Raw genomic sequence first — 23,809 nt, 5'->3', positions numbered from 1 at the left:
CACTCTCCTCAGCGCTTCAGCTCGTGCGACAGCTCGGCCAGCTCGTCGCCGCCGGCCATCTGCTGGGTCAGCTCGTCGAGGCCGACCTGTTTGCGGGTCTTGTCCAGCGCGGTCGTACCGAGCTTGAGGATCACGAAGTGGTCGCCGACCATGTACGCGTGGTGCGGGTTGTGCGTGATGAACACGACCCCGAGGCCGGCGTCGCGGGCCGCCGCCACATATTTGAGGACCACCCCGGACTGCTTGACGCCCAGCGCCGCCGTCGGCTCGTCGAGGATCAGCACCCGGGCCCCGAAGTAGACGGCCCGGGCGATGGCCACGCACTGGCGCTGGCCGCCGGAGAGCGTCCCGATCGGCTGGTTGATGTCCTTGACGACGATGCCCATCTTGCGCAGCTCGGCGTCGGCGATCTCCCGCATCTGCCTCACCTTGAGCCCGGCCAGCGGATATTTGCCCGCGGTCAGCTCGGAGCCGAGGAAGAAGTTGCGCCACACCTCCATCAGCCCGACCACGGCCAGGTCCTGATAGACGGTGGCGATGCCGTGGGCCAGGGCCTCCCGCGGCGAGCCGAAGTTGACCTCTTTGCCGTCGACCCGCAGGCTGCCCTCGTTGTGCGGGTGCAGGCCCGAGATGATTTTGATCAGGGTGGACTTGCCGGCGCCGTTGTCACCGAGCACGCAGGTGACCTCGCCCGCGTTGACCCTCAGGTTGATGCCGCGCAGGGCGCGGATGGCGCCGTACGACTTGCCGACGCCCTCCATCTCGACGAGCGGTTCGCCCCGGTGCAGGCCCTTGTCGGCGTGCTCGGCCAGAGTGTCGGTCATGGCTCAACCCACCTTCCTTCTGGTGGACATCCGTTTGACGTAGAGGTTCACCAGCACGGCGAGCAGGAGCATGACGCCGAGGAAGGCCTTGAACCAGTTCGGGTCCCAGCCCGCGTAGATGATGCCGAGGCTGGTCATGCCGAAGATGAAGGCGCCGATGGCCACGCCGATCGCGTTGCCGAAACCGCCGGTCAGCAGCGTGCCACCGACGACGGCGGCGATGATGTAGAGGAACTCGTTGCCGACGCCGCCGCCGGCCTGGAGCGTGTTGAACCGGAAGAGCTGGTGCATCCCGACGAACCAGCCCAGGAACGACACGACCATGAAGAGACCGATTTTCGTACGGACCACCGGCACGCCGACCGCGCGGGCGCTGTCCGGGTTACCGCCCACCGCGAAGATCCAGTTGCCGACGCGGGTGCGTTGCAGCGTCCAGGCGGCGAGCGCCACGAAGAAGATCCACCAGAGCACCGACGTCCAGATCGTGACCGACCCGATCTTGAAGCTGGACGCGAAGATCGTGCCGAGCGAGTCGAAGCCGTCGATGTTGCTGATGTCGGGGGTGGAGACCGTCCCGGTGACCAACTTGGTCACGCCCAGGTTGGCCCCCTGGAGCACGAAGAAGGTGCCCAGCGTGATGAGGAAGCTCGGAATGCCGGTCTTCATCACGAGATAGCCGTTGATGAAGCCGATCAGCAGGCAGAACGCCAGCGACAGGGCCGCGCCGAGCCACAGGTTGACCCCGTAGTACCAGCAGAACATCGAGCTGAACAGCCCGGCCGTGTAGACGATGACGCCCGAGGAGAGGTCGAACTCCCCGCCGATCATCAGCAGGCCGACACCGACGGCCACGATGCCGATCACCGACGACTGGTAGAGGACGGTGAAGAACGACTCGGCCGAGCGGAACGAGGGCGCCAGCACCAGGAAGAAGATGAAGATGATGACCGCGGCGACCAGGGCACCGATCTCGGGGCGCGCCATGAGCCGGCTGGCCAGGGCGGGCCGGACCCGATCGGCCGAGTGGGAGGAGGGCGCCGGGGCGACTGTCTGGGTCATGACGGCACCTCTACCGTGTGTTGTTCTTGGTGAAGGGCAGGATCTTGTCGATGTTCGTCGAGTCCACGAAGGACGGGCCGGTCAGCACCGCCTTGCCGCCGCCGATGTCGTTGCCGTTCTTGAGGTTCAGGTAGAGCGAGGTGACGGCCATGTAGCCCTGCACGTACGGCTGCTGGTCGATCGAGAAGAGGATGTTGCCACTCTTGATCTCGGTGGCGGCCTGCTCGTTGAGGTCGAAGGTGACCAGCTTGGCCTGGCTTCCGGACTGCTGCCGGGCCTTGATGGCGTCGAGCGCCTGCGGTGCGCCGAGCGTGACGATGGCGTCGATCGACTTGTCCTGCGCCAGCTTCGCCTGCAGGGTCGAGGTCACGGCCGCGTCGTCGGCCCCGTTGACCTGGATGTTCTCGGTGCCGGGGACGGAGCTCTTCACGCCCGCGCAGCGCGCCTCGAGGGCGACCGAGCCGGTCTGCTGGATGACGCAGAGCGGGTGCTTGGCGCCCTGCTCGGCCAGCCTCTTGCCGGCCTCGGTGCCGGCCAGCGTCTCGTCCGAGCCGAAGTACATCAGCGCGCCGAGCCGCTGATATTCGTTGATGCCGGAGTTGAAGCCGACCACCGGGATCTTGGCGTCGGTCGCCGCCTTGACCGCGCCGGCCAGGGCGTCCGGCGTGACCAGGGTGGTGGCGATGCCGTTGACCTTGGAGTCGACCGCGTTCTGGATCAGCACGGCCTGCTTGGGCGCCTCGGGGTCGTTGGAGTACTTCAGGGTGACCCCGGTGTCCTTGGCGGCCTGGTTGGCGCCGTTCTTCACCTTGTCCCAGAACGTGTCGCCCGGCGTCTCGTGCGTGATGAAGGCGATCGTGTAACCGGAGCTGCCCGCGGCGTTGCCGCCGCCGGTATCGCTCTCTTCGGTCTTCTCGCGTCCGCCGCCGCTGCACGCGGTGGCGGCGAGGACCACGGCCGCGCCGAGGGCGGCGATCCGGAAGGTGCTTCTCCGAGCGGTCATATCTTCTCTCCTGAGGGACGGGACGTGAGTCCGCGGGAATTGAGATAGGCGCGGGTCCGCTGCGCGATGGGGAGCGGGACGTCGAAGTCGACCGGGTACATGTCCTGCTCGACGACGACGAAGATCTCGGCGTCGAGCTCACTGAGCGCGTCGAGCACGGAGGGAATGTCGGGTTCGCCGGCCGGCGGCTCGACGCTGGCGCCCATGGCGACGGCCTGGCCGAAGGCGAGGTCCTCGGCCACGGCCCGCCGGGCGATGGCCGGATCCATCTGCTTGATATGGACATAGCCCACACGTTCGGGATATTTCCGGATCAGGCCGGGGACGTCGGCCCGCCGGTAGGCCAGGTGGCCGGTGTCGAGGCAGAGCGAGACGAAGCGCGGATCGGTCTCGTCCAGGAAGCGCTCCGTCTGCTGCTGGGTCTCCACCTGGTAGTCCGCATGCGGGTGGAAGCGCATGTGAACCCCGTATTCTTCGAGGAGCACCCGCCCGAGAGTGTTGGTGTTCCTGATCAGAGCGGCCCAGGCGTCCTCGCCGAGAGTCGCGGGTTCGAGATACGCGCCCGTTTTGTCATCGCGATAGCCAGGCACGGGAACAAAAACGACATTTTGCGCGCCGACCGCAGCGGTCAGGGCGGCGACCTTGCGCGTCTCGGCGAGCACCGCGTCGAAGTCCTTGTGCGGTCCGCCGGCGCCCGCGACCGTCCCGCCCGCACACGACAATCCGCGCGACTGCATCTCATCGCGCAATTGCGACGGATCGGTGGGCAAGTAGCCGTACGGACCAAGCTCCAGCCACCGATATCCCGCCTCGACCATCTCGTCGAGGAACCGGTCCCACGGGGTCTGCTGCGGGTCGTCGGCGAACCACACGCCCCAGGAGTCGGGGCAGCTGCCGAGTTGCAGGTGACGGATTTCCATGAATATCAACTCGCAGTCGGGAAGTGGAGGGACGCGTCGGACGTGGTGGAGACGTGGGGCCATCGGGAAGTGACGACCTTGCCGCGCGTGTAGAACGAGACGCCCTCGGGACCGTGGATGTGCTTGTCGCCGAACAGCGACGCCTTCCAGCCGCCGAAGGAGTAGTAGGCCATCGGCACCGGGATGGGCACGTTGATGCCGATCATCCCGACCCGCACCCCGCGCTGGAACCGGCGTGCCGCCTCGCCGCTGTTGGTGAAGATCGCGGTGCCGTTGCCGTACGGATTGCTGTTGATCAGGTCGATCGCCGCGTCCACGGAGTCGGCCCGGACCACCGACAGCACCGGCCCGAAGATCTCCTCGGTGTAGACGTCCATCGACGGCGCCACCTGGTCGATGACGGTCGGCCCGACGAAGAACCCGTCCTCGTAGCCCGGCACCCGCAGCCCGCGCCCGTCCACCGTCACCTTGGCGCCCTGGCGTTCGCCGCTGTCGATCAGCCCTTCGATCCGCTGCTTGGCCGCCGCCGTCACCACCGGCCCCATCTCCGACTTCGGGTCGCGGCCGGAGCCGACCACCACGTCGCCCGCCTTGCGCGACACCAGGTCGACCAGCGCGTCGCCGGCCCCGCCCACGGCCACCGCGGCCGAGATCGCCATGCAGCGTTCCCCGGCCGAGCCGAACGCCGCCGCGGTCAGGTGGCCGGCCGCGAAGTCGAGGTCGGCGTCGGGCAGGACGATCGCGTGGTTCTTGGCCCCGCCGAGCGCCTGCACCCGCTTGCCGTGCGAGGTGGCCTGCTCGTGGATGTAGCGGGCGATCGGGGTCGAGCCGACGAACGACACCGCCGCCACGTCGGCGTGGTGCAGCAGCGCGTCGACCGCCACCTTGTCGCCGTGCACGACGTTGAAGACGCCGTCCGGCAGCCCGGCCTGCCGGAGCAGCCCGGCGATGAAGTTCGAGGCCGACGGGTCGCGCTCGCTCGGCTTGAGCACGAACGTGTTGCCGCAGGCGATCGCCACCGGGTACATCCACATCGGCACCATGGCCGGGAAGTTGAACGGCGTGATCCCGGCGCAGACGCCGAGCGGCTCGCGGAAGCTGAACACGTCCACGTCGGTCGAGGCCTGGTCGGAGTACTCGCCCTTGAGCATCTGCGGGATGCCGCAGGCGAACTCGATCACCTCGAGCCCGCGCTGGACCTCGCCGGCCGCGTCGGACAGCACCTTGCCGTGCTCGTCCGAGATGATCTCCGCGATCTGCTTGACGTTCGCGTTGACCAGCTCGCGGAAGTTGAACATGATCTTCGTGCGCTTGCTGAGCGAGGCCTGGCTCCAGGTCTGGAACGCGATGCGGGCGGCCGTGACCGCGGCGTCCACATCGGCCTCGGAGGCCAGCACCACCTCGTGCTGCTGCTGCCCGGTGGCCGGGTTGTAGACGCGGCCGCGCCGGTCGCCGGACCCGGCGGTGAACTCGCCGTCGATCCAGTGCTCGATGGTTGCCATGGCGTTCTCTCCTAGAGGTATTGCCGCTGGTCACGTTTCGCGGCGTCGTAGCCGGCCCGCGCCGACCGGGTGCTGGCCAGGTTCGACACCTCCGGCACCGGCACGTCCCACCACGATTCGGAGGACGGCACCGGCGACAGCGGGTCGGTCTCGATGTGCACGACGGTCAGCCGATCGGACTCCCGCGCCCGTTTGAGCCCGTCGCGCAGGTCGGCGATGGTGCGGCAGCGGATCACGGCGGCGCCCAGGCTCTCCGCGTTCAGCGCGAGGTCGATCGGCAGCCGGCCGCCGTCGTAGTCCTGGTCGGGGCCGCGGAACTGGTAGCTCGTCCCGAACCGCTGCGAGCCGAGCGACTCCGACAGGGCGCCGATCGAGGCGAACCCGTGGTTCTGCACCAGCACCAGGATCAGCTTGATGCCCTCGGCCACGGCGGTGACGATCTCCTGCGCCATCATCAGGTACGACCCGTCGCCGACCAGGGCGTAGACCTCGCGTGACGGATCGGCCATCTTGATGCCGAGCGCCCCGGCGATCTCGAAGCCCATGCACGAGTAGCCGTACTCCACGTGATATTGCTTCGGGTCGCGGGCCCGCCACAGCAGTTGCAGGTCACCCGGCATGCTCCCGGCCGCCTGGACCACGACGTCGCGTGCTCCGCACGCTTCGTTCACGACCCCGATGACCTCGCTCTGGGCGGGCAGGGGTCCATGTCCCAGGTGGTACGCCTTGTCGACCGTCTCCTGCCACGACGCGACCCCGGCGCGGTAGCCGGCCGGGAACCGCCGGCCGTCGAGCGCGGCGAGCAGCTCCGACAGCCCGGCCCGGGCGTCGGCCTGGATCGGATGGGCCGACTCCTTGTGCGCGTCGAACGAGGCCACGTTGATGTTCACGAACTGGACCGACGGATGCTGGAAGGCCGTCCGCGACGCGGTCGTGAAGTCGCTGTACCGCGTGCCCACGCCGATGATCACGTCGGCCTCGCGGGCCAGCTCGTTCGCGATCGGCGTGCCGGTCGAGCCGACGCCGCCCACCGAGTTCGGGTGGTCCCAGCTCAGCGCACCCTTGCCGGCCTGGGTGTCGGCCACCGGGATGCCGGTCTCGCGGGCGAACCGGTCGAGCTCGGCCGACGCCTCGGAGTAGATGACGCCGCCCCCGGCGATGATCAGCGGGCGCTCGGCCGCCCGGATCACCTCGGCCGCCCGCTCCACGAAGGCCGGCTCGGCGAGGGAGCGGGGCACGTGCCAGACCCGCTTGGCGAACAACGCGTCGGGGAAGTCGTACGCCTCGGCCTGAACGTCCTGGGGCAGGCAGAGGGTGACCGCGCCGGTCTCGGCCGGGTCGGTCAGCACCCGCATCGCGGCCAGCAGCGCCGACGGCAGCTGCTCGGGCCGCCAGATCCGGTCGAAGAAGCGGGACAGCGGCCGGAAGGCGTCGTTCACCGACACGTCGTAGCCGCGCGGGTCCTCCAGCTCCTGGAGCACCGGCGACGCGGCCCGGGTGGCGAAGACGTCGGAGGGCAGCAGCAGCACCGGAAGGCGGTTGACCGTGGCCAGCGCGGCGCCGGTGAGCATGTTGGTCGAGCCGGGGCCGATGGAGGCCGTACAGGCCAATGTCGAAAGCCGGTTTTTCATCCGGGCATAGCCGGCGGCGGTGTGCACCATCGCCTGCTCGTTGCGGGCCAGCCGATAGGGGAGGTCGGCCTCACGCGTGCGCTGCGCCTGAAGGAGGGCCTGGCCGATCCCGGCGACGTTGCCGTGCCCGAAGATGCCCAGGCAGCCGGCGATCGTCCGCTGCTCGGCGCCGTCGCGCTCGGTCCACTGGTTGGCCAGGAACCGCACCACGGCCTGCCCCACGGTGAGTCTCACAGACGGGTCCTTTCGGTGTGGGTGGTCATCGGCAGCCGCGGATCGACCGGGACGCCGGTCCACGACGCGCGCACCCAGCCGTGGGCCGGGTCGTCGCGGACGAGCCACTCGCGCTGGCCCGGACCGGCCATCACGTTGAGGTAGTAGAGGTCGTAGCCGGGCGCGGCCATCGACGGCCCGTGCCATCCGTACGGGATGAGCACGACGTCGCCCGAGCGCACCTCGGCGCATACGTCGATCGGGCGGTCCGGGTGGCCGTACACCCGCTGGAAGCCGCACCCCGACGTGCCCGCCGGCGACGTCGCGACCTCGAAGTAGTAGATCTCCTCGAGGCTGGACTCGCCCTCGCCGACCTCGTCGTGCTTGTGCGGCGGATACGACGACCAGTTGCCGCCGGGGGTGAGCACCTCGCAGGCGATCAGCCGGTCGGCCTCGAAGTTCTCGGGCGTGCAGAAGTTGTTGACCTGCCGGCTGGCCTGTCCGGCCCCGCGCATCTCGACCTTCACGTCCTGCGCGGCGCCGTAGCGGAAGGGCAGCCGCTTGCTGGCCCGCGCGGCCGGCAGCGCGAACCGCCCGCCGTTGGGCGCGCGGACGGTCACGGTCGAGTCGCGGGGAACGTAGGCGAAGTCGGTGACCCGGGAGAAGACCGACCGCCGGCCGGTCAGGGTCATCCGCTCGTCGTCGCAGGTCACGTCGCAGCCGCCGGACAGGGGCAGCACCAGCATCTCGTCCGGGCCGGTGACGAACTTGGCGCGCGAGCCCACGGGCAGGTCGAGCACCCGCAGGCCGCTGTACCGCCAGCCGGCGTTCTCCGGGGTCACGACCAGGTCGAACGGCTTGTCGGCGGTGCTGCCCCGCCGCATCAGGGGATTGACCCGGGCCATCACAGCAGTCCCACCGCTCGGTCGACGGCGTCGGCCACGCTGCCGCCGGCGGGGTAGAGCAGCGACCGCCCGATCACCAGCCCCTGCACGGTCGGCAGATCAAGAGCTTTCCGCCAGGCCGCGTACGCCGCCTCGCCCTCACCGCCGAGGATGAGCGCCGGCAGCGTGGTCGCGGCCATCACCCGCTCCATGTCGTCGACGACCGGCACCTTGAGCCAGGTGTAGGCCGAGGTCGTGCCGAGCCCGGCCGCGACGGTGACGGCCCGGATCATGGCGTCGGCGGTCAGTTCGTTGCGCACGCGCCCGTCGACCCGGTGCGAGATGAAGGGCTCGACCATGGCCATCTTGCGCCGGGCGGCGAGCGCGCCGACCGCGTTGCCGCAGGCCTCGAGGGTGGCGACGGTGCCCGGGTCGGTGGGGTCGATGCGCAGCAGCATCTTGCCGCCCTCGTATCCGGCGGCGGCGATGCTGCCGGCGTCGTAGGCGGTGAACCGGTCGTCGATCTCGAAGCTGGCGCCGGCCAGGCCGCCCCGGTTCATCGAGCCGATGACGACCTTGTCGTCGAGCGCGCCGAGAAGCAGCAGGTCCTCGAGGATGTCCGGGGTGCCGAGGACGCCGTTGACGCCGGGCCGGGACAGGGCGGTCCGCAGCCGGTCGAGCAGGTCGACCCGGTTGGCCATGGCCAAGGGATCGTCGCCGGCCCGCAGAGCCCCCCGGGCCGGATGATCGGCCGCGATGATCATCATCTTGCCGTGCGGCCCGAACAGCGACGCCGGCCGCCGCCGGGAGGAGGCCGCGGCGGCGATGGCGGCCGGCCGCCGGGTCCGGATGTCGAGGAGGCCGTCCAGGTCAGGCATGCCGTGCTCCTTCGATGAGGGCCCGCACTTCGTGCTCGGTGGGCATGGCGTCGGCGCAGGACAGTCGCGAGGCGACGATGGCTCCGGCGGCATTGGCGAAGCGCATCGTCGCCTCGAGCTCCCATCCGGCGAGCAGGCCATGGCAGAGCGCCCCGCCGAAGGCGTCACCGGCCCCGAGGCCGTTGACCACCTCGACCGGCACCGGAGGCACCTCGACCTGCTCGCTCTTCCCGCTCCCGCTTTCGTCCCGGGCACCTTTGTTCCCGGCGGCGTCGTTCCCGGCGTCTTTGCTCCCGGTGCCTTCGTATCCGGCGGCGTCGTTCCCGGCGCCTTTGTTTTGCGCGGTCGCGCTTTGCGCGGCCCTGCCTCTGTGGGCGCTGTCCCTCGACGCCAGCACGCCGGCCGGGCCCTGTTTGATCACGGCCAGTTCGACGCCGGCCTCGTGCAGCGCCGCCGCCGCCTCGGCCGGTTTCCGCACGCCGACAGCGGTTTCCGCTTCGTCGAGGTTGCCCACGGCGACCGTGGCGTAGGGCAGCGCTTCGGCGTACCACCGGCGGGCCTCGGCCCGGGAGGACCAGAACATGGGACGGTAGTCGAGATCGAACACCGTTATGCCTGACTTACCGCGATATTTGAGTGCGGTCAGCGTGGCGGTGCGGCTGGGCTCCTGGGACAGGCCCGTTCCCGTGACCCAGAAGATCGCGGCGTCTCTGATCGCCTCGAGATCCAGATCGGACGGATGGATCTCGAGGTCGGGCGCCTTGGGAAAGCGGTAGAAGTAGAGCGGGAAGTCGTCCGGCGGAAAGATCTCGCAGAACGTGACCGGCGTGGGCAGCGACGCGACCGGCGTGACGAACCGGTCGTCCACTCCGAACCCGCGCAGCGCGTCGTGCAGGAACTCACCGAACGGATCGTCGCCGGTGCGCGTGATGACAGCGGCCCGCCGGCCGTAGCGGGCGGCGGCGACGGCCACGTTGGTCGCGCTGCCGCCGAGGAACTTGGCGAAGGTGCGCACTTCGCGCAACGAGACACCGGTCTGTTCCGGATAAAGGTCGACGCCGATACGTCCCATCGTCAGTACCTCGTCCGCGGGCATGCGCGATCCTCCGGTTGCGATCTCCGGCGAATGATCAGATTTCGGGCACGGTGAAGCGTGCCGTGTGCCGTGCTTGGATCCGGCGCGTTTAGCGAGATGATCGCCGTTCGTAACCAGTCGGCGACGCTATGTTTGCTGCCTTCGATGTAATAACTTGGAGCGGTCTACGTCAATACTTTGTCATGACAAACTGATGATCCGAGGGGGAGCAGTGACATCGGACCTGTCGCCGCCGTTTCGACCGGTCGAGGTGGACCGCACGAGCCCCGTGCCCCTGTATTTCCAGGTGGCGAGCCGTTTGCAGGAGCTGATCGAGAAGGGCGAGATCGGTGTGGGCGCCCGCATCGAGAACGAGGTGGACCTGGCCGAGCGCTTGGGTGTCTCCCGCCCGACGACGAGGCGCGCCATCCAATATCTGGTCGAGCGGGGCATGCTGGTCCGCAAGCGCGGCGTGGGCACGCAGGTGGTGCATCCGAAGGTCCGCCGCCCGGTGGAGCTTTCCAGCCTGTACGACGACTTGGTGGCCGGCGACCGTTCCCCACGAACCGAGGTGCTGGAGCTGCGCACGATGCCGGCCCCCGACCCGATCGCCGCCGCCCTGGAGGTGGCACCGGGAACCGAGGTCACCTGGATAGAGCGTCTGCGCTATGCCGCCGGCGAGCCGTTGGCCTTGATGCACAACGCGATCCCGACCGACGTGCTGCGCTTGACCCGAGAAGACCTGGCGGCACATGGCCTCTACGAGTTGCTGCGCCGCTCAGGCCTGACCCCCCGCATAGCCACCCAGGTGATCGGCGCCCGCTCGGCCACGGCCGCCGAGGCCCGAACCTTGGACGAGAAGCGAGGCGCGTCTCTGCTGACCATGACCCGCACAGCCTGGGACGCGGGAGGCCGAGCCCTCGAATACGGCAGCCACGTCTACCGAGCCAGCCGCTACAGCTTCGAACTGAACCTCTCCGCCGGATAGAAGCCCCGGCCCGGAGCTGTCAGAGCGCGTCCGGCTGGTTCAGCGCCGGGTGTTTCTCGCCCACCTCGGCATGCCAGGCCGCGGTGTCCCCGGACAGCGCGGCCTCGATGCGCAGCTTCGACCAGTCGTCGATCGCGGGCAGCGCGTCCGGCGCGAACCACCCCACCTCGAGCGACTCGTCGTCCGCGACGCCGGCCTCGGTCGACAGCGCCCGGCACAGGAACCAGACGTTGAGGAACTCGCACTGGTCACCGTTCGGGTAGACCACCGGATGCGTGGCCACCCCCGCGACCCGCACGATCTCCGCCCGAACCCCGGTCTCCTCGAACACCTCCCGCAGAGCCGCCTCGGCCGGCTGCTCACCGGGATCGACCGTCCCGGCCGGCACCGACCACCGCCCGTTGTCGACCCGCCGAGCCAGCAGAACACGCCCGTCATCATCAACGACAACACCGCTGGCGCTGGGCAGGAACAACAGCTCATGACCGACATGCGCGCGCATGCGGACGACGTAGGGGGGAACAGGCACGAACCCACCCTACTGCCCAAGATCCAGCCCGCCGCCGTAACCGACCGACAGCCCAGCAGCACCGCCCGGGCGCAGCGCTCCCGCGCCGGCTGGGCCGGTCGGCGCGGGACGTTCCGGGGTGGCTGGGGTGGTCAGACGCCGGCCTTGCGGGCGGCGGACAGGAGGTTTTCGGCGGCCTGGCGTAGGCCCTCTATCTGGTCGAGCTCGGTGTCCTCGTGTTCGATGTTGACGGCGATGTCGGGGTCTACGGCGTGCAGGGCCTGGAGGAACGGCACCCAGAAGTCGTCGCCGTGACCGCGGCCCACGGCGACGAACTGCCATGACGGACTCTCGGGCCACTGATTCAAGGTGTTGGCGCCGCCCAGGTTCAGGGGGTTCCGGTCAGCCGGGGTGCGGGTGAAGCGGTCGTCGAGGACGCCGTAGAGCTTGACGTTGTCGCCGTTGAGGCGCGTGTCTTTGGCGGCCGCGTGGAAGACCCGGTCGCCCAGGTGGCGGACGGCGGCCACCGGGTCGATGCCCTGCCAGAACAGGTGGCTCGGGTCCATCTCGGCGCCGACGTGGGTGGCGTTCGTCTGCTCGATGAGGCGCAGGAGCGTGGGCGGGTTGAAGACCAGGTTGTGCGGGTGCATCTCGATGCACACCTTGACGTCGGCGTCGGCCGCGCGGGCCTGGATGTCGCGCCAGAACGGGACTACCACCTCGCGCCACTGGTAGTCGAGGATGTCGAGGTATTGGCTGTCCCAGGGGTTCACCACCCAGTTGGCCACCGTGGCGCCCGGCTCGCCGCCGGGCAGGCCGGACATGGTGACCACCCGTTTCACGCCCAGCTTGGCGGCCAGGTCGATCGTGCGGCGCAGGTCGGCCGCGTGTTTCGGGCCGACCCGCGGGTCCGGGTTGAGCGGGTTGCCGTTGACGTTCAGGCCGGTCAGCGTGATGCCCGCCTGCTGGTAGCGGCCCAGGTAGTCCTCACGGGCGCCGGCACTGCCCAGCAGGTCGTCGATGGGGATGTGCGGCGCGCCGATGAAGCCGCCGGTGTTGATCTCGGCGCTGGTCAGGCCCAGCTCACCGAGGATCTTCAGGGTCTCGTCGAGGGATCGGTCGTGCAGGCACGCGGTGTAGGCGCCGAGTCGCATGGGGGGACTCCTCAGAGCTGGACGGGTTTGTCGGCGGCCGACACGACCGCCTCGAGGACGCGCAGGTTGTGCAGGCCGTGCGCCAGGTCGGGGCAGGGCGGCAGGCCCTCGGCGCCGGAGATCTGGTCGAGGAAGGCCCGGGCCTGGTAGACGAAGAAGTCGTTCTGCCCGTGGCCGACGGTGGGGAAGTCCATGGGCAGGCCGTGGGCCACATAGGGATGCCAGGGTCCGACGAAGACCGTACGGGCGCCGTTGATCGAAGTTTCGGCGCTGCCGTCGACGATGCTGAACTCGGCCGGCCGGGTCATCTCGAACGAGGCGGACCCGTTCTCGCAGAACAGGTCGACCCGCAGCGAGTTGGCGTGGCCGAACGCGACCCGCGAAAGCGAGAACGTGCCGACCGCGCCGCTCTCGTACGCCGTGGTGAAGGTGCAGACGTCTTCGTTCTCCACCGGGACGAGCTCGTCGCTGACCTCGACGCCCCCGGCGTGGCCGACCGCGACGCCGAGCGGCTTGGGCCGCTGCTTGACCAGGGTGGCCATCGTCGTGCCCTGCACCGCGGCCGTCGGCCCGCAGAAGAACTCGGCCAGGTCGGTCAGGTGGCTGCCGATGTCGGCGAGCACACCGGAACCCGGACCGCCCTGGTAGCGCCAGCTCATCGGGCGGGCCGGGTCGAAGCCGTAGTCGCACCAGTAGTTGCCGACGAAGTGGCGCACCGGTCCGAGCCGGCCCTCGACCTCTCTCCTGATGGCGTTCAGCGCGGGGGAGCGGCGGAAGGTGAAGCCGACCGCGCCGACCTGGCCCGGCGCCGCCGCGGCGGCCGCGGCCATCGCCTCGCCGTCGTGGACGGTGGGCGCTAGCGGCTTTTCGCAGAGGACGTGTTTGCCGGCGGCGAGGGCCGCCTCGACGACCTCACGATGCAGGCTGTTGGCCACGGCGACGCTGACCGCGTCGACCTCGGGGGACTCGACGACCGCGCGCCAGTCGGTCTCCGTGCGCTCGTAGCCGTAGCGCCGGGCGGCGTCGGCGGCGAACGGCTCGTGCAGGTCGGCGATGGCGACCAGCCGGGGCGCCGGCAGGTCGAGGCCGAAGACGGTGGCGGCGTTGCGATAGGCGCTGGCGTGCGCGCGGCCGACCATGCCGGCCCCGATCACGGCCACGCCGATGGGTGGGTGCGTCATCTGAGTGACCTCGCTTTTAAAGCGCTTTAAGAACCCCTGTAATATCGATGTTGATCTCGATGGATGTCAAGGGGGCTTCGAAGTGGATCAGCGACCGCGCCTGTCGGACGTGGCGGCCCGCGTGGGGGTCTCGCCCGCGTCGGTGTCACTGGTGCTGCGCGGCGCGCCCGGCCCGAGCGCCGAGACCCGTGAGCGGGTGCTGGCCGCCGCGGCCGAGCTGGGCTACCGCGCCGACCGTACGGCCAGCCTGCTGGCCCGCCGCCGGCGCCACCTGCTCGGCGTCATGCTCGACGTGCGCAACCCGTTCCACGCCGAGCTCGTCGAGGAGCTGCACGTCGAGGCCGACCGCTCGGGTTACGAGGTGGTCCTGTCGACGCTGACACGCAACCGTGACGAGGACGGCGCCATCGAGACCCTGCTCGACTTCCGCTGCGAGGCGCTCATCCTGCTCGGCCCCGACGCGTCCGCCTCGTCATTGGACAAGCTGGCCGAGCAGGTTCCGTGCGTCGTGGTCGGCCGCATGGCCCGCGACGCGCAGGTCGACGTGGTGCGCTCGGCCGACGACGTGGGCGTCGACGCGGCCCTCGATCACCTGATCGGTCTCGGACATTCCGGCATCACCTTCGTCGACGGTGGCACCGGTGCCGTGGCCGACGCCCGCCGCCGGGGCTATCGCCGGGCGATGCGCCGGGCCGGCCTCTCGGCGCGGGTCCTGCCGGGCGATCACACCGAAGAAGGAGGTGTACGGGCGGGGAAGGCGCTCCTGGCGTCGGCCGACCGGCCGACCGCCGTCGTGGCCTCCAACGACCGCCTGGCGGTGGGCGTGATGGACGCCTTCCTCCGCGCGGGCGTCGACGTGCCCGGCGAGATCTCCGTGGTCGGCTACGACGACAGCACGCTGGCCCGCCTGGCGCACATCGATCTGACCTCGGTCAACCAGGACGCCGCGGCCCAGGCCCACAACGCCGTGCGGGCCGCGGTCTCCCGCCTCGACGGCGGCCGCACCCGGCGCACCGAGATCGTCCTGGTGCCCCACCTGGTCGTGCGGGGCAGCACGGCGGCGCCGGTCAGCCGCACTTGAGCAGGCCGGCCCGTTCCTTGGTCTGGAGGACGTGGCGGGCGGCGTCGTCCAGACGTACCCGGAAATCCTGATCTTTTTCGGCCTTGGCGATGAGCGCGGCCGACATCGGCTTGGCGTGCGACGGGATGATCGTGAGCACCATGTCGCCGCCGGCGGCCACGAAGCGTACGGCCCGCTCGGCCGGAGGGAACTTGCTGGCCGCCACCGCGGCGCCGAGGTCATCGGAGATGACGAGGCCCTGGAAACCGAGCTTCTCGCGGAGCAGGCCGGTCACGATCGTCTTCGAGTAGGCCGCGATGTTGACCTTGTCCAGGCGAGGGTAGGACGCCGACGAGATCATGACGGCGGCCGAGCCCGCGCCGATGCCGGCGGCGAAGGGCTGGAGGTACGAATCGGCGGCCGTCGCGACGTTGTCGACGGCATCGGTCGACGTGTCGGTGTTGGCCCGCACTCGGCCGAGCCCGGGGAAGTGCTTGAGGGTGGTGAAGACTCCGGCGTCCTGCGAGGCCGGCACGACGGTCTTGATCGCTGTGGCGACCTTGGCGGGATCCGAGCCGTACTGCCGCTTGAAGGCGCCGATAGGCGGATTGGCCTTGCCGATGTCGGCCGGCACGGTGTCGGCGACCGGGGCGAGGTTGAGGTTGACGCCGATGGCCGAGAGCCGGCGCGCGCTGTCCTGGGTGGTGCTGCGCAGGGTGGCGATCGGGCCGCCGCCGAGACGCTCCGCGGACGGCAGGATCGGGAAGTCGGAGCCCTTGAGCGTCTGCACGCTGCCGCCCTCCTGATCGAGGGCGACCAGCATCGGCAGTGTCGCCTTCGACTGAAGGGTCGCGATGTCGCCGCGCAGCTCGGAGGCGGCGTGCGTGCTGCGGCCGCGCAGGAAGACGCCGCCGAGGCGATATTGCCGTACGGCGCTGGCGTAGCCGGTCGGAGTGTCGACCGGCACGCCGACCATGAGCACCTGACCCGCGCGCCCCGCGAGGTCGAGGCCGTCCAGCGTCCGCGTGACACAGTCCTTGGGCGTCGGCGTCGGCGTCGTCGGCGGCGCCGAAGGTGACGCTGAAGGACTCTCGCTTGTCGGTGCGGCGACGGGTTTCTCCGGCGCCGCGTCCGTCCCGCAGGCGGTCAGGACCAAGATCGTCGCGGCCGCGGTGACGGCCCGGCTCTGCCAATGTTTCATCGGCGCCCACGCTAGCGCGCGGGCGCACGCAACCCTTCGAACGCTATCCGGGTCAGCGCGTCGGCGATGGCCTCGGCGCCGCCCGCGCGGGGGCGGTACCACTCGGTGAGCGAGTTGACCATTCCCAGGATCAGGCGCGCGACGGTCGCCGGGTCGATGTCAGGACGTACGCCGCCCTCGGCCTGTGCCTGTTTGACCAGATCGGTGACGATCGTGTCGAAGTCGCGCCGGCGGGACAGCGCGTGCTGCTCGGTCTCGGTGTTGCCCCGTACGCGCAGAAGCACTGTCACGTATTCGAAGCGCTCGGCCAGCACCAGCACGCTGCGCCGCACGAGCCGCTCCAGCCTCTCCGGCGCGGGCAGATCGAGCGCGCGCACCTCGTCCGCCGCCTCGAACAGGCCGTCGAGCGCCCGGTCCATCGCCATCTGGAGCAACTGCTCCTTGCCGCTGATGTGGTGGTAGACGCTCGACTTGGTGATGCCCAGCGACTCGGCGATGTCGAACATGCTGGTGGCGTCGTAGCCCCGCTCGTTGAACAGCCGCACCGCGGCGGCGAGCACGGCATCCTGGTCATGACCGGGTCGTCCGCGCCGTCGAGGGGCCGCAGGTGGGGTCATGTCAGTGCCATCCTGTCTCCCGGGGCTTGATTACCGGCCGTTCGGTCGGTAAATATGAGCACAGCCGAACGCAATGGAGCGACGATGACAACCCCCACCGAGTTGTACGAGACGCATTCCGACCTGCTCGATCAAGCGATCCGCGCCGCCTCCGCGCGCGACTACTGGTCCGCATTTCCCGAGTCTCCCAGCAAATCCGTGTACGGCGAGGAGGCCGCTCCCGAGGGCGAACGCGCGTTCCGCGCCCTCCTCGGCAAGCCGTTCCCGATCGAGGTGCCCGGCGCCGACGGCACTGTCTCCACCGAGCGCTCACCCTACGGCGTCGAGCTGGGCGTCAGCTATCCCAAGGCCGACCCGCTCGCGCTGATCGCCGCCGCCCGGGCCGCGACACCGGCCTGGCGTGCCGTCGGGCCGCGGGGCCGCGCGGGCGTCGCCGTCGAGATCATCAAACGGATCAACGCGCGCAGCTTCGAGATGGCCCACGCGGTGCAGCACACCACCGGCCAGGCCTTCGTCATGGCGTTCCAGGCCGGTGGCCCGCACGCGCAGGACCGCGCCCTCGAGGCCGTGGCCGTCGCGCTGGCCGCCAGCACCCGCATTCCGGTCACCTCCGAGTGGGCCAAGCCGCAGCGCGGCGGCGACCCCCTGCGGCTGGCGAAGACCAGCACGGCCGTCGGCCGCGGCGTCGGCCTGGTCATCGGCTGCACGACGTTCCCGACCTGGAACAGCTATCCGGGCCTGTTCGCGAGCCTGGTCACCGGCAACCCGGTGATCGTGAAGCCGCATCCGGGCGCCGTCCTGCCGCTCGCCATCACCGTGCAGATCTGCCGCGAGGTGCTGTCCGAGGCCGGTCTGAGCCCCGACCTGGTCACGCTCGCGGTCGAGGAGCCCGGCGACGGCATCGCGGCCACCCTGGCCACCCATCCCGACGTGCGCATCGTCGACTTCACCGGTTCCAGCGAGTTCGGCAACTGGCTCGAGGCGAACGCGCGGCAGGCGGTCGTCTACACGGAGAAGTCGGGCCTCAACACGGTCATCGTCGACTCCACCGCCGACTACAAGGGTCTGCTGCGCAACCTGGCGTTCTCGCTGTCGCTCTACAGCGGCCAGATGTGCACGACCCCGCAGAACATCCTGGTTCCCCAGGGCGGCATCGTGACCGACGCCGGCCGCCGCAGCGTCGAGGAGTTCGGCGCCGACCTGTCGGCCGCGCTCGACAAGCTGCTGGGCGACCCGGCGCGGGCCGCGGGCACGATCGGCGCGATCGTCAACGACGGCGTGCTGGCCCGGCTCACCGAGGCCGGCGGGGCGGCCAGCGTGATCCATCCGTCGGCCGAGGTGGCCGACGAGCACCACCCCGGCGCCACCATCCGCACCCCGGTGGTGGTGCGGCTCGACGCGGCCGACGACAAGGCGTACACCCGCGAGTGGTTCGGCCCGGTCTCGTTCGTCATCGCCACCGAGTCCACGCCGCACAGCCTGCAGATCTTCACCGAGACCGTCCGCGCTCACGGCGCGCTGACGGCGATGGTCCACTCGACCTCGCCCGACGTGCTCGCCGCGGCCCGCGAGGCGGCGCTCGACGCTGGCGTGCACCTGGCGGAAAACCTGACCGGCGGCGTCTTCGTCAACCAGACGGCCGCGTTCAGCGACCTGCACGGCAGCGGCGCCAACCCGGCCGCGACCGCCTCGCTGTCCGACGACTACTTCGTCAGCGGGCGCTTCTTCACCGTCCAGTCCCGCCACCACGTGCCGGCCGCGGAGAGCACCGATGCCTGAGGCCTATCTCGTCGGTGGTGTGCGCACCCCGCAGGGCAAATACGGTGGTGCACTCGCCGGTGTCCGCCCCGACGATCTCGCCGGCCTGGTCGTCCGCGAGGCGGCCGGCCGGGCCGGGGTGCCCGGCGAGGCGATCGACGAGGTGGTGCTCGGCGCGGCCAACCAGGCCGGCGAGGACAACCGCAACGTGGCCCGCATGGCGGCGCTGCTCGCGGGCCTGCCCGACAGCGTGCCCGGTTACACGGTCAACCGGCTCTGCGCGAGCGGCCTGACCGCCATCGTGTCGGCGGCGAACACGATCCGGGCCGGCGAGGCCGACCTGATCGTCGCCGGCGGCGTCGAGTCGATGACCCGCGCGCCCTGGGTGATGGAGAAACCGGGAACGCCGTGGGCGCGCCCGGGCCAGGTCTTCGACACCTCGCTGGGGTGGCGCTTCACCAACCCGGTGTTCCAGGAGCGCGACCGCACCACCCTCAGCATGGGCGAGACCGCCGAGGAGGTCGCCGCCCTCGACGGCATCACCCGCGCCGAGAGCGACGCCTTCGCGCTGCGCAGTCACGAGCGGGCGATCGCCGCGATCGACGCGGGCCGGTTCGCCGGCGAGATCGTCGCGGTCGGCGACGCCGGCGCCGACGAGATCCCGCGCCGTGGCTCCACCCTGGAAAAGCTCGGCAAACTGCGGCCGGTCTTCCGTGGCGACGGCGTCGTCACGGCCGCGTCGTCCTCGCCGCTCAGCGACGGCGCGGCCGCCCTCGTCGTGGCCAGCGGCGAAGCGGTCGAGAGGTACGGCCTGACGCCGCGCGCCCGCGTGGTCACCTCGGCCAGCGCCGGCGTGGCGCCCCACCTCATGGGCCTGGGCCCCGTGCCGGCCACGGAGAAGGCGCTGGCCCGGGCCGGCTGGGGTGTCGGCGACCTCGACGCTGTCGAGCTGAACGAGGCGTTCGCGGTCCAGTCCCTGGCCGTCATCCGGCGGCTCAAGCTCGACGACGAGCGGGTGAACGCCGACGGCGGCGCGATCGCGCTCGGCCATCCGCTCGGCTGTTCGGGTGCGCGCATCACCGTGACCCTGCTGGGCCGCATGGAGCGCGAGGGCGCCCGCCGCGGCCTGGCGACCCTTTGCGTCGGCGTCGGCCAGGGCGTCGCGATGCTCCTGGAGCGGCCGTGAACACGCTCGCCGTGCAGGAGCTGGACGACCGGGTCGTCGTGACGCTGCGGCGGCCGGAGGCGCGCAACGCGATAAACGCGGCAATGGTCGGTGAGCTGCACGAGGTCTGCGCGTCGCTCGAGGAGCGCCCGAGGCTTCTGCTGCTGACCGGCGACGGCGGCACCTTCGCGGCCGGGGCCGACATCGGCGAGCTGCGGAAGCGTGGCCGGGAGCAGGCGTTGCAGGGCATCAACAGCCGGCTCTTCGACCGGATCGCCCGGCTGCCGCTGCCCACCGTCGCCGCCGTGGACGGCTACGCGCTCGGCGGTGGCGCCGAGTTGGCGTACGCGTGCGACATCCGGCTGGCCTCGCCGTCGGCGGTGTTCGGCAACCCGGAGCCGGGTCTCGGCATCCTGGCCGCGGCCGGCGCCTGCTGGCGGCTGCGTGAGCTGGCCGGCGCGTCAGTCGCCAAGCAGGTGCTGCTCGCGGGGCGGCGGCTCGACGCCGACGACGCGCTGCGGTTCGGCCTGGTGTCCGAGGTGGTGCCGGCCGGTGACCTGCTCAAGCGGGCGCACGAGCTGCTCGACCGGATGGCCCGCTCCGGGCAGCTCGCCCTGCGGCTGACGAAACTCGTGGCCGACGGTGGCGGGCATCCGCTCACCGACGACCTCGCGCAGGCGATCCTGTTCGAGTCGGCCGAGAAGGCCGAGCGCATGGACGCGTTCCTGGCGGGAGGCCGCTCATGACCGGCTCCGTCCCGAAACTCGTCGGTGTCGTCGGCGGCGGCCGCATGGGCGCCGGGATAGCCCAGGTCTTCGCGGTCGCCGGCGCGACGGTCAGCCTGGTCGAGCGCGACCCGGCCGCCGCGACGGCCGCCCGCGACCGGATGGCCGCGGGCCTGCGGCGGGCCTCGGAAAAAGGGATGCTGAGCGAGCCGGAAGACGCCGTCCTGGAGAGGGTGGTGCTTCTCGACGACGTGGCCGCCCTGGGCGCGGGCGCCGATCTCGTCGTCGAGGCCGTGCCCGAGGACCCCGCCCTGAAGGTGCGGGTGCTGGCCGCAGTCGAGCGGGCCGTCGGCGAGCAGGCCGTGCTGGCCAGCAACACCAGCTCGCTGTCGATCGCCGGGCTGGCCGACGGCCTGGGCCGCCCCGAGCGGTTCCTCGGCATGCACTTCTTCAACCCGGTGCCGGGCAGCAAGCTCGTCGAGGTCGTGCTCGGCCCATCGACCAGCGACGCCGTGCGCGACGCGACCCGGTCGTGGGTGGGCGGGCTCGGCAAGACCGAGGTCGTGGTCCGTGACTCGCCGGGCTTCGCCACCAGCCGCCTCGGCGTGCTGCTCGGGCTCGAGGCCATCCGCATGCTCGAGGAGGGCGTGGCCGACGCGGCCTCGATCGACCGGGCCATGGAGCTCGGCTACCGCCACCCCATGGGGCCGCTGCGCTCGACCGACCTGGTCGGTCTCGACGTGCGGCTGGCCATCGCCGAACACCTGCACCGGGAACTGGGCGAGCGGTTCGCGCCGCCGCGCTTGCTGCGCGACAAGGTGGCCGCCGGCGAGCTCGGGCGCAAGAGCGGGCAGGGCTTCTTCACCTGGGAGGTGTCATGAGCGAGGAACAGGCCTTCACCGAGATCATCGACAGGGACCAGCGGGTCGAGCCGCGTGACTGGATGCCCGACGGCTACCGCAAGACGATGATCCGGCAGATCGCCCAGCACGCCCACTCCGAGATCATCGGCATGCAGCCCGAGGGTGCCTGGATCACCCGCGCGCCGTCGCTGCGCCGCAAGGCGATCCTGCTGGCCAAGGTGCAGGACGAGGCCGGGCACGGGCTCTACCTCTACTCGGCGGCCGAGACCCTCGGCGCCGACCGCGGCGACCTGACCCGGCGGCTCATCGAAGGCCGGCAGAAGTACTCGTCGATCTTCAACTATCCGACGCTGTCGTTCGCCGACGTCGGCGTGATCGGCTGGCTCGTCGACGGGGCCGCGATCTGCAACCAGGTGCCGCTGTGCCGCAGCTCGTACGGGCCGTACGCGCGGGCGATGATCCGGATCTGCAAGGAGGAGTCCTTCCACCAGCGGCAGGGCTACGAGCTGCTGATGACGATGATGCGCGGCACCGAGGCCCAGCGGGAGATGGTGCGCGACGCCGTCGGCCGCTGGTGGTGGCCGTCGCTGATGATGTTCGGGCCGCCCGACGCCGAGTCGCCGAACACCGCGCAGTCGATGGCCTGGAAGATCAAGCGGCACACCAACGACGAGCTGCGGCAGCGCTTCGTCGACATGACCGTCCCGCAGGCCGAGGCGCTGGGTGTGACGTTGCCCGACCCCGACCTGCGGTGGAACGCCGAGCGGGAGCACTACGACTTCGGCGCGATCGACTGGTCGGAGCTCAAGCGGGTGATCTCCGGGGACGGGCCGATGAACGCCGAGCGGATCGCGCGCCGCCGGCAGGCCGATGAGGACGGCGCGTGGGTGCGGGAAGCGGCCGCGGCGCACGCGGCCAAGCGGACGGAGGTGCGGGCGTGAGCGAGATCCGGCACGAGTGGCCCCTGTTCGAGGTGTTCGTGCGGGCCAAGCGAGGGCTCAACCACGTGCACGTCGGGTCGCTGCGGGCGGCCGACCACACGATGGCGCTGCACCACGCGCGCGACCTCTACACGAGGCGCAACGAGGGCGTCAGCATCTGGGTGGTGCGCTCCGAGGACGTGGTGACCTCCGGCCCCGACGACAAGGACGCGTTCTTCGCGCCCAGCGGCGACAAGGCCTACCGCCACCCGACGTACTACTCCATCCCCGACTCCGTGCCGCACATCTGAGGCCGCCATGTCCTTCGACGACGCTTACCTGGCTCTCACCGACCACGACGACGACGCCCGCTGGGCGTACGGGACGGGGTTCGCCGACCCGCTGGCCGGCGTGCCCACTGCCTTTCCCGACGGTGTCGACCGCGGCGATCTGGCCGCCTACTGCCTGATGCTCGGCGACGACGCGCTGATCCTGTCCCACCGGCTCCAGCAGTGGGTGACCCGCGCGCCCGAGCTCGAGGACGAGCTGGCCCTGGCCAACATCGGGCTCGACCTGCTGGGCCAGGCCCGCCTGCTGCTGACCCGGGCCGGCGAGGCCGACGGCTCGGGACGCGACGAGGATCAGCTGGCCTACCTGCGTGACCCGGGCGACTTCCGCAACGTGCGGCTGGCCGAGCGTTCCGACGCCGACTTCGCGGAGCTGGTGGCCCGGCTGCTGGTCTTCTCGACGTGGCGGCTCGCGCTGTTCGACCGGCTGGCCGCCACCGGCGACCCCGTGGTGGCCGCGATCGCCGCCAAGGGCGTCAAGGAGGTCAGCTACCACCGGGACTACGCGGCCGGCTGGGTGGTACGCCTCGGCGACGGCACCGATCTGTCCCATGCCCGCATGCAGGCGGCGATCGACGTGGTGCTGCCGCTGGCCGGGGAGCTGTCCGAGGCGCATCCGGTCGAGCGGCGCCTCGCCGAGCTCGACGTGGCGGTCGATCCGGCCGAGCTCCGCGACGAGTTCGACACGGTCATCGCCGAGGTCCTCCGTGTCGCGACATTGGCGCCGGCTCCGATCGATGGTTCCGGGGATGGGCGCGACGGCGTCCACGGCGTGGAGCTCACCGAGATCCTGGCCGAGCTGCAAGGGCTGGCACGGGCGACACCGGGCGGTGTCTGGTGAGCGCCGCCGACATCGCCGCCACCGTCACCGATCCTGAGCTGCCCATGCTGACCCTGGCCGAGCTGGGCATCATCCGCGACGTCGAGGAAGGCGCGGACGGGGTGGTCGTGACCATCACGCCGACGTATTCGGGATGCCCGGCGATGGAGGCGATCCGGGCCGACCTGCTCGCGGCGCTGCGGGGCGGCGGCTTCGAGCGGGCCCAGGTGCGCACGGTGCTGGCTCCCGCCTGGACCACCGACTGGATCTCCGAGTCCGGTCGGGCGAAGCTGGCCGAGGCCGGCATCGTCCCGCCCGGTCCCGCGCCGCGCCGGTCGGCCGGTCCCGTGCCGCTGACGCTCGGCGTCCGTGACGACGGGGTCGCCTGCCCCCGCTGCGGGCAGCCGCGCACCGAGCTGATCACGGCGTTCAGCGCGACCGCCTGCCGCGAGCTGCGGCGGTGCCCGGCCTGTCGCGAACCGTTCGAGCACGTCAAAGCGATCTGAGCGGGGG

General features: G+C 70.7%; 24 protein-coding genes. 10 read left to right on the top strand and 14 right to left on the bottom strand.

Annotation, left to right across the window (positions count from 1 at the left end):
* Positions 1-8: 8 nt before the first annotated feature.
* The 9 genes from ACQP2X_RS31390 to ACQP2X_RS31350 are packed head-to-tail and all read right to left on the bottom strand — an operon-like array spanning position 9 to position 10,010.
* A complete protein-coding gene (locus ACQP2X_RS31390; protein WP_498688029.1) occupies positions 9-824 on the bottom strand; it encodes an ATP-binding cassette domain-containing protein in 816 nt (271 codons plus the stop codon).
* A gap of 3 nt (positions 825-827) precedes the next feature.
* Positions 828-1,883 (bottom strand): ABC transporter permease, encoded by a 1,056-nt coding sequence (locus ACQP2X_RS31385; protein WP_498688027.1) that lies wholly within the window; start codon positions 1,881-1,883, stop codon positions 828-830.
* Positions 1,884-1,893: 10 nt separating this feature from the next.
* A complete protein-coding gene (locus ACQP2X_RS31380) occupies positions 1,894-2,886 on the bottom strand; it encodes a sugar ABC transporter substrate-binding protein (RefSeq protein WP_498688026.1) in 993 nt (330 codons plus the stop codon).
* Positions 2,883-3,806 (bottom strand): TIM barrel protein, encoded by a 924-nt coding sequence (locus ACQP2X_RS31375; RefSeq protein WP_498688024.1) that lies wholly within the window; start codon positions 3,804-3,806, stop codon positions 2,883-2,885. Before ACQP2X_RS31375 ends, ACQP2X_RS31380 begins: the two co-directional genes overlap by 4 nt.
* Before the next feature lie 5 nt (positions 3,807-3,811).
* Positions 3,812-5,308 carry a CoA-acylating methylmalonate-semialdehyde dehydrogenase gene (locus ACQP2X_RS31370; RefSeq protein ID WP_498688023.1) on the bottom strand — a complete coding sequence of 499 codons (1,497 nt, stop codon included), beginning with the start codon at positions 5,306-5,308 and terminating at the stop codon, positions 3,812-3,814.
* A gap of 11 nt (positions 5,309-5,319) precedes the next feature.
* Positions 5,320-7,173, bottom strand: coding sequence for a 3D-(3,5/4)-trihydroxycyclohexane-1,2-dione acylhydrolase (decyclizing) (gene iolD, locus ACQP2X_RS31365; protein WP_498688021.1), 1,854 nt, complete (start codon positions 7,171-7,173; stop codon positions 5,320-5,322).
* On the bottom strand, positions 7,170-8,057 hold the full coding sequence (gene iolB / locus ACQP2X_RS31360; RefSeq protein ID WP_498688019.1) for a 5-deoxy-glucuronate isomerase: 888 nt from the start codon (positions 8,055-8,057) through the stop codon (positions 7,170-7,172). The genes iolD and iolB overlap by 4 nt, the downstream gene beginning before the upstream one ends.
* Positions 8,057-8,914 carry a Cgl0159 family (beta/alpha)8-fold protein gene (locus ACQP2X_RS31355; protein WP_498688016.1) on the bottom strand — a complete coding sequence of 286 codons (858 nt, stop codon included), beginning with the start codon at positions 8,912-8,914 and terminating at the stop codon, positions 8,057-8,059. Before ACQP2X_RS31355 ends, iolB begins: the two co-directional genes overlap by 1 nt.
* Positions 8,907-10,010 carry a PfkB family carbohydrate kinase gene (locus ACQP2X_RS31350; RefSeq protein WP_498688015.1) on the bottom strand — a complete coding sequence of 368 codons (1,104 nt, stop codon included), beginning with the start codon at positions 10,008-10,010 and terminating at the stop codon, positions 8,907-8,909. Before ACQP2X_RS31350 ends, ACQP2X_RS31355 begins: the two co-directional genes overlap by 8 nt.
* A gap of 211 nt (positions 10,011-10,221) precedes the next feature.
* Here ACQP2X_RS31350 and ACQP2X_RS31345 point away from each other — a divergent pair, with 211 nt between their 5' ends.
* The gene (locus ACQP2X_RS31345; RefSeq protein WP_498688014.1) at positions 10,222-10,977 is read left to right on the top strand and encodes a GntR family transcriptional regulator; all 756 of its coding nucleotides are present in this window, start codon (positions 10,222-10,224) and stop codon (positions 10,975-10,977) included.
* Between the two features lie 19 nt (positions 10,978-10,996).
* Here the strand turns inward: ACQP2X_RS31345 and ACQP2X_RS31340 are convergent, their stop codons facing one another.
* The 3 genes from ACQP2X_RS31340 to ACQP2X_RS31330 all read right to left on the bottom strand — a co-directional run bounded on the left by ACQP2X_RS31340 (position 10,997) and on the right by ACQP2X_RS31330 (position 13,820).
* Entirely contained in the window at positions 10,997-11,506 is a 510-nt protein-coding gene (locus ACQP2X_RS31340; RefSeq protein ID WP_498688012.1) for an NUDIX hydrolase, read from the bottom strand.
* A 131-nt stretch (positions 11,507-11,637) separates the two neighbouring features.
* Positions 11,638-12,639, bottom strand: coding sequence for a sugar phosphate isomerase/epimerase family protein (locus ACQP2X_RS31335; protein ID WP_498688011.1), 1,002 nt, complete (start codon positions 12,637-12,639; stop codon positions 11,638-11,640).
* Between the two features lie 11 nt (positions 12,640-12,650).
* Positions 12,651-13,820, bottom strand: a complete 1,170-nt coding sequence (locus ACQP2X_RS31330; protein ID WP_498688009.1) for a Gfo/Idh/MocA family protein — start codon at positions 13,818-13,820, stop codon at positions 12,651-12,653.
* 82 nt (positions 13,821-13,902) lie between these two features.
* On the opposite strand from ACQP2X_RS31330, the gene ACQP2X_RS31325 reads away from it, so the two are divergent.
* Complete coding sequence (locus tag ACQP2X_RS31325; RefSeq protein ID WP_498688006.1) at positions 13,903-14,901, top strand: LacI family DNA-binding transcriptional regulator; 999 nt, start codon at positions 13,903-13,905, stop codon at positions 14,899-14,901.
* On the opposite strand, the gene ACQP2X_RS31320 is transcribed toward ACQP2X_RS31325, so the two are convergent.
* Positions 14,888-16,081 carry a glycoside hydrolase family 3 N-terminal domain-containing protein gene (locus tag ACQP2X_RS31320; protein ID WP_498688004.1) on the bottom strand — a complete coding sequence of 398 codons (1,194 nt, stop codon included), beginning with the start codon at positions 16,079-16,081 and terminating at the stop codon, positions 14,888-14,890. The two genes, ACQP2X_RS31325 and ACQP2X_RS31320, sit on opposite strands and share 14 nt — an antisense overlap.
* An 11-nt stretch (positions 16,082-16,092) precedes the next feature.
* The gene (locus tag ACQP2X_RS31315; protein WP_498688002.1) at positions 16,093-16,698 is read right to left on the bottom strand and encodes a TetR/AcrR family transcriptional regulator; all 606 of its coding nucleotides are present in this window, start codon (positions 16,696-16,698) and stop codon (positions 16,093-16,095) included.
* An 84-nt stretch (positions 16,699-16,782) separates the two neighbouring features.
* Here ACQP2X_RS31315 and paaN point away from each other — a divergent pair, with 84 nt between their 5' ends.
* Genes paaN through paaD form a run of 8 tightly spaced genes read left to right on the top strand, consistent with a single transcriptional unit; the run spans position 16,783 to position 23,802 of the window.
* Entirely contained in the window at positions 16,783-18,477 is a 1,695-nt protein-coding gene (paaN, locus tag ACQP2X_RS31310) for a phenylacetic acid degradation protein PaaN (RefSeq protein ID WP_498688001.1), read from the top strand.
* A complete protein-coding gene (locus ACQP2X_RS31305; protein ID WP_498687998.1) occupies positions 18,470-19,642 on the top strand; it encodes a thiolase family protein in 1,173 nt (390 codons plus the stop codon). The genes paaN and ACQP2X_RS31305 overlap by 8 nt, the downstream gene beginning before the upstream one ends.
* Positions 19,639-20,367, top strand: coding sequence for an enoyl-CoA hydratase/isomerase family protein (locus ACQP2X_RS31300; protein ID WP_498687995.1), 729 nt, complete (start codon positions 19,639-19,641; stop codon positions 20,365-20,367). Before ACQP2X_RS31305 ends, ACQP2X_RS31300 begins: the two co-directional genes overlap by 4 nt.
* Entirely contained in the window at positions 20,364-21,227 is an 864-nt protein-coding gene (locus ACQP2X_RS31295; RefSeq protein ID WP_498687994.1) for a 3-hydroxyacyl-CoA dehydrogenase family protein, read from the top strand. Before ACQP2X_RS31300 ends, ACQP2X_RS31295 begins: the two co-directional genes overlap by 4 nt.
* Positions 21,224-22,150 carry a 1,2-phenylacetyl-CoA epoxidase subunit PaaA gene (gene paaA / locus ACQP2X_RS31290; protein ID WP_498687991.1) on the top strand — a complete coding sequence of 309 codons (927 nt, stop codon included), beginning with the start codon at positions 21,224-21,226 and terminating at the stop codon, positions 22,148-22,150. The genes ACQP2X_RS31295 and paaA overlap by 4 nt, the downstream gene beginning before the upstream one ends.
* Complete coding sequence (gene paaB / locus ACQP2X_RS31285; protein WP_498687989.1) at positions 22,147-22,440, top strand: 1,2-phenylacetyl-CoA epoxidase subunit PaaB; 294 nt, start codon at positions 22,147-22,149, stop codon at positions 22,438-22,440. The genes paaA and paaB overlap by 4 nt, the downstream gene beginning before the upstream one ends.
* Positions 22,441-22,447: 7 nt before the next feature.
* Positions 22,448-23,317, top strand: a complete 870-nt coding sequence (gene paaC / locus ACQP2X_RS31280) for a 1,2-phenylacetyl-CoA epoxidase subunit PaaC (RefSeq protein WP_498687987.1) — start codon at positions 22,448-22,450, stop codon at positions 23,315-23,317.
* The gene (gene paaD, locus ACQP2X_RS31275) at positions 23,311-23,802 is read left to right on the top strand and encodes a 1,2-phenylacetyl-CoA epoxidase subunit PaaD (protein WP_498701084.1); all 492 of its coding nucleotides are present in this window, start codon (positions 23,311-23,313) and stop codon (positions 23,800-23,802) included. Before paaC ends, paaD begins: the two co-directional genes overlap by 7 nt.
* Positions 23,803-23,809 lie beyond the last annotated feature (7 nt).

It is taken from the genome of Actinoplanes sp. CA-131856, from assembly GCF_050956135.1.
Lineage (GTDB): Bacteria > Actinomycetota > Actinomycetes > Mycobacteriales > Micromonosporaceae > Actinoplanes.
This window is presented reverse-complemented; position numbering and strand designations above follow the sequence as displayed.

Bases quoted from the DNA above. Each gene is read 5' to 3' on its own strand.
- ACQP2X_RS31370 (WP_498688023.1), bottom strand. From the start codon at position 5,308: ATGGCAACCATCGAGCACTGGATCGACGGCGAGTTCACCGCCGGGTCC.
- ACQP2X_RS31355 (WP_498688016.1), bottom strand. From the start codon at position 8,914: ATGCCTGACCTGGACGGCCTCCTCGACATCCGGACCCGGCGGCCGGCC.
- paaN (WP_498688001.1), top strand. From the start codon at position 16,783: ATGACAACCCCCACCGAGTTGTACGAGACGCATTCCGACCTGCTCGAT.
- ACQP2X_RS31320 (WP_498688004.1), bottom strand. From the start codon at position 16,081: ATGAAACATTGGCAGAGCCGGGCCGTCACCGCGGCCGCGACGATCTTG.
- ACQP2X_RS31350 (WP_498688015.1), bottom strand. From the start codon at position 10,010: ATGCCCGCGGACGAGGTACTGACGATGGGACGTATCGGCGTCGACCTT.
- ACQP2X_RS31390 (WP_498688029.1), bottom strand. From the start codon at position 824: ATGACCGACACTCTGGCCGAGCACGCCGACAAGGGCCTGCACCGGGGC.
- paaA (WP_498687991.1), top strand. From the start codon at position 21,224: ATGAGCGAGGAACAGGCCTTCACCGAGATCATCGACAGGGACCAGCGG.
- ACQP2X_RS31335 (WP_498688011.1), bottom strand. From the start codon at position 12,639: ATGCGACTCGGCGCCTACACCGCGTGCCTGCACGACCGATCCCTCGAC.
- ACQP2X_RS31295 (WP_498687994.1), top strand. From the start codon at position 20,364: ATGACCGGCTCCGTCCCGAAACTCGTCGGTGTCGTCGGCGGCGGCCGC.
- ACQP2X_RS31330 (WP_498688009.1), bottom strand. From the start codon at position 13,820: ATGACGCACCCACCCATCGGCGTGGCCGTGATCGGGGCCGGCATGGTC.
- ACQP2X_RS31315 (WP_498688002.1), bottom strand. From the start codon at position 16,698: ATGACCCCACCTGCGGCCCCTCGACGGCGCGGACGACCCGGTCATGAC.
- iolB (WP_498688019.1), bottom strand. From the start codon at position 8,057: ATGGCCCGGGTCAATCCCCTGATGCGGCGGGGCAGCACCGCCGACAAG.
- ACQP2X_RS31380 (WP_498688026.1), bottom strand. From the start codon at position 2,886: ATGACCGCTCGGAGAAGCACCTTCCGGATCGCCGCCCTCGGCGCGGCC.
- paaC (WP_498687987.1), top strand. From the start codon at position 22,448: ATGTCCTTCGACGACGCTTACCTGGCTCTCACCGACCACGACGACGAC.
- ACQP2X_RS31375 (WP_498688024.1), bottom strand. From the start codon at position 3,806: ATGGAAATCCGTCACCTGCAACTCGGCAGCTGCCCCGACTCCTGGGGC.
- ACQP2X_RS31305 (WP_498687998.1), top strand. From the start codon at position 18,470: ATGCCTGAGGCCTATCTCGTCGGTGGTGTGCGCACCCCGCAGGGCAAA.
- ACQP2X_RS31385 (WP_498688027.1), bottom strand. From the start codon at position 1,883: ATGACCCAGACAGTCGCCCCGGCGCCCTCCTCCCACTCGGCCGATCGG.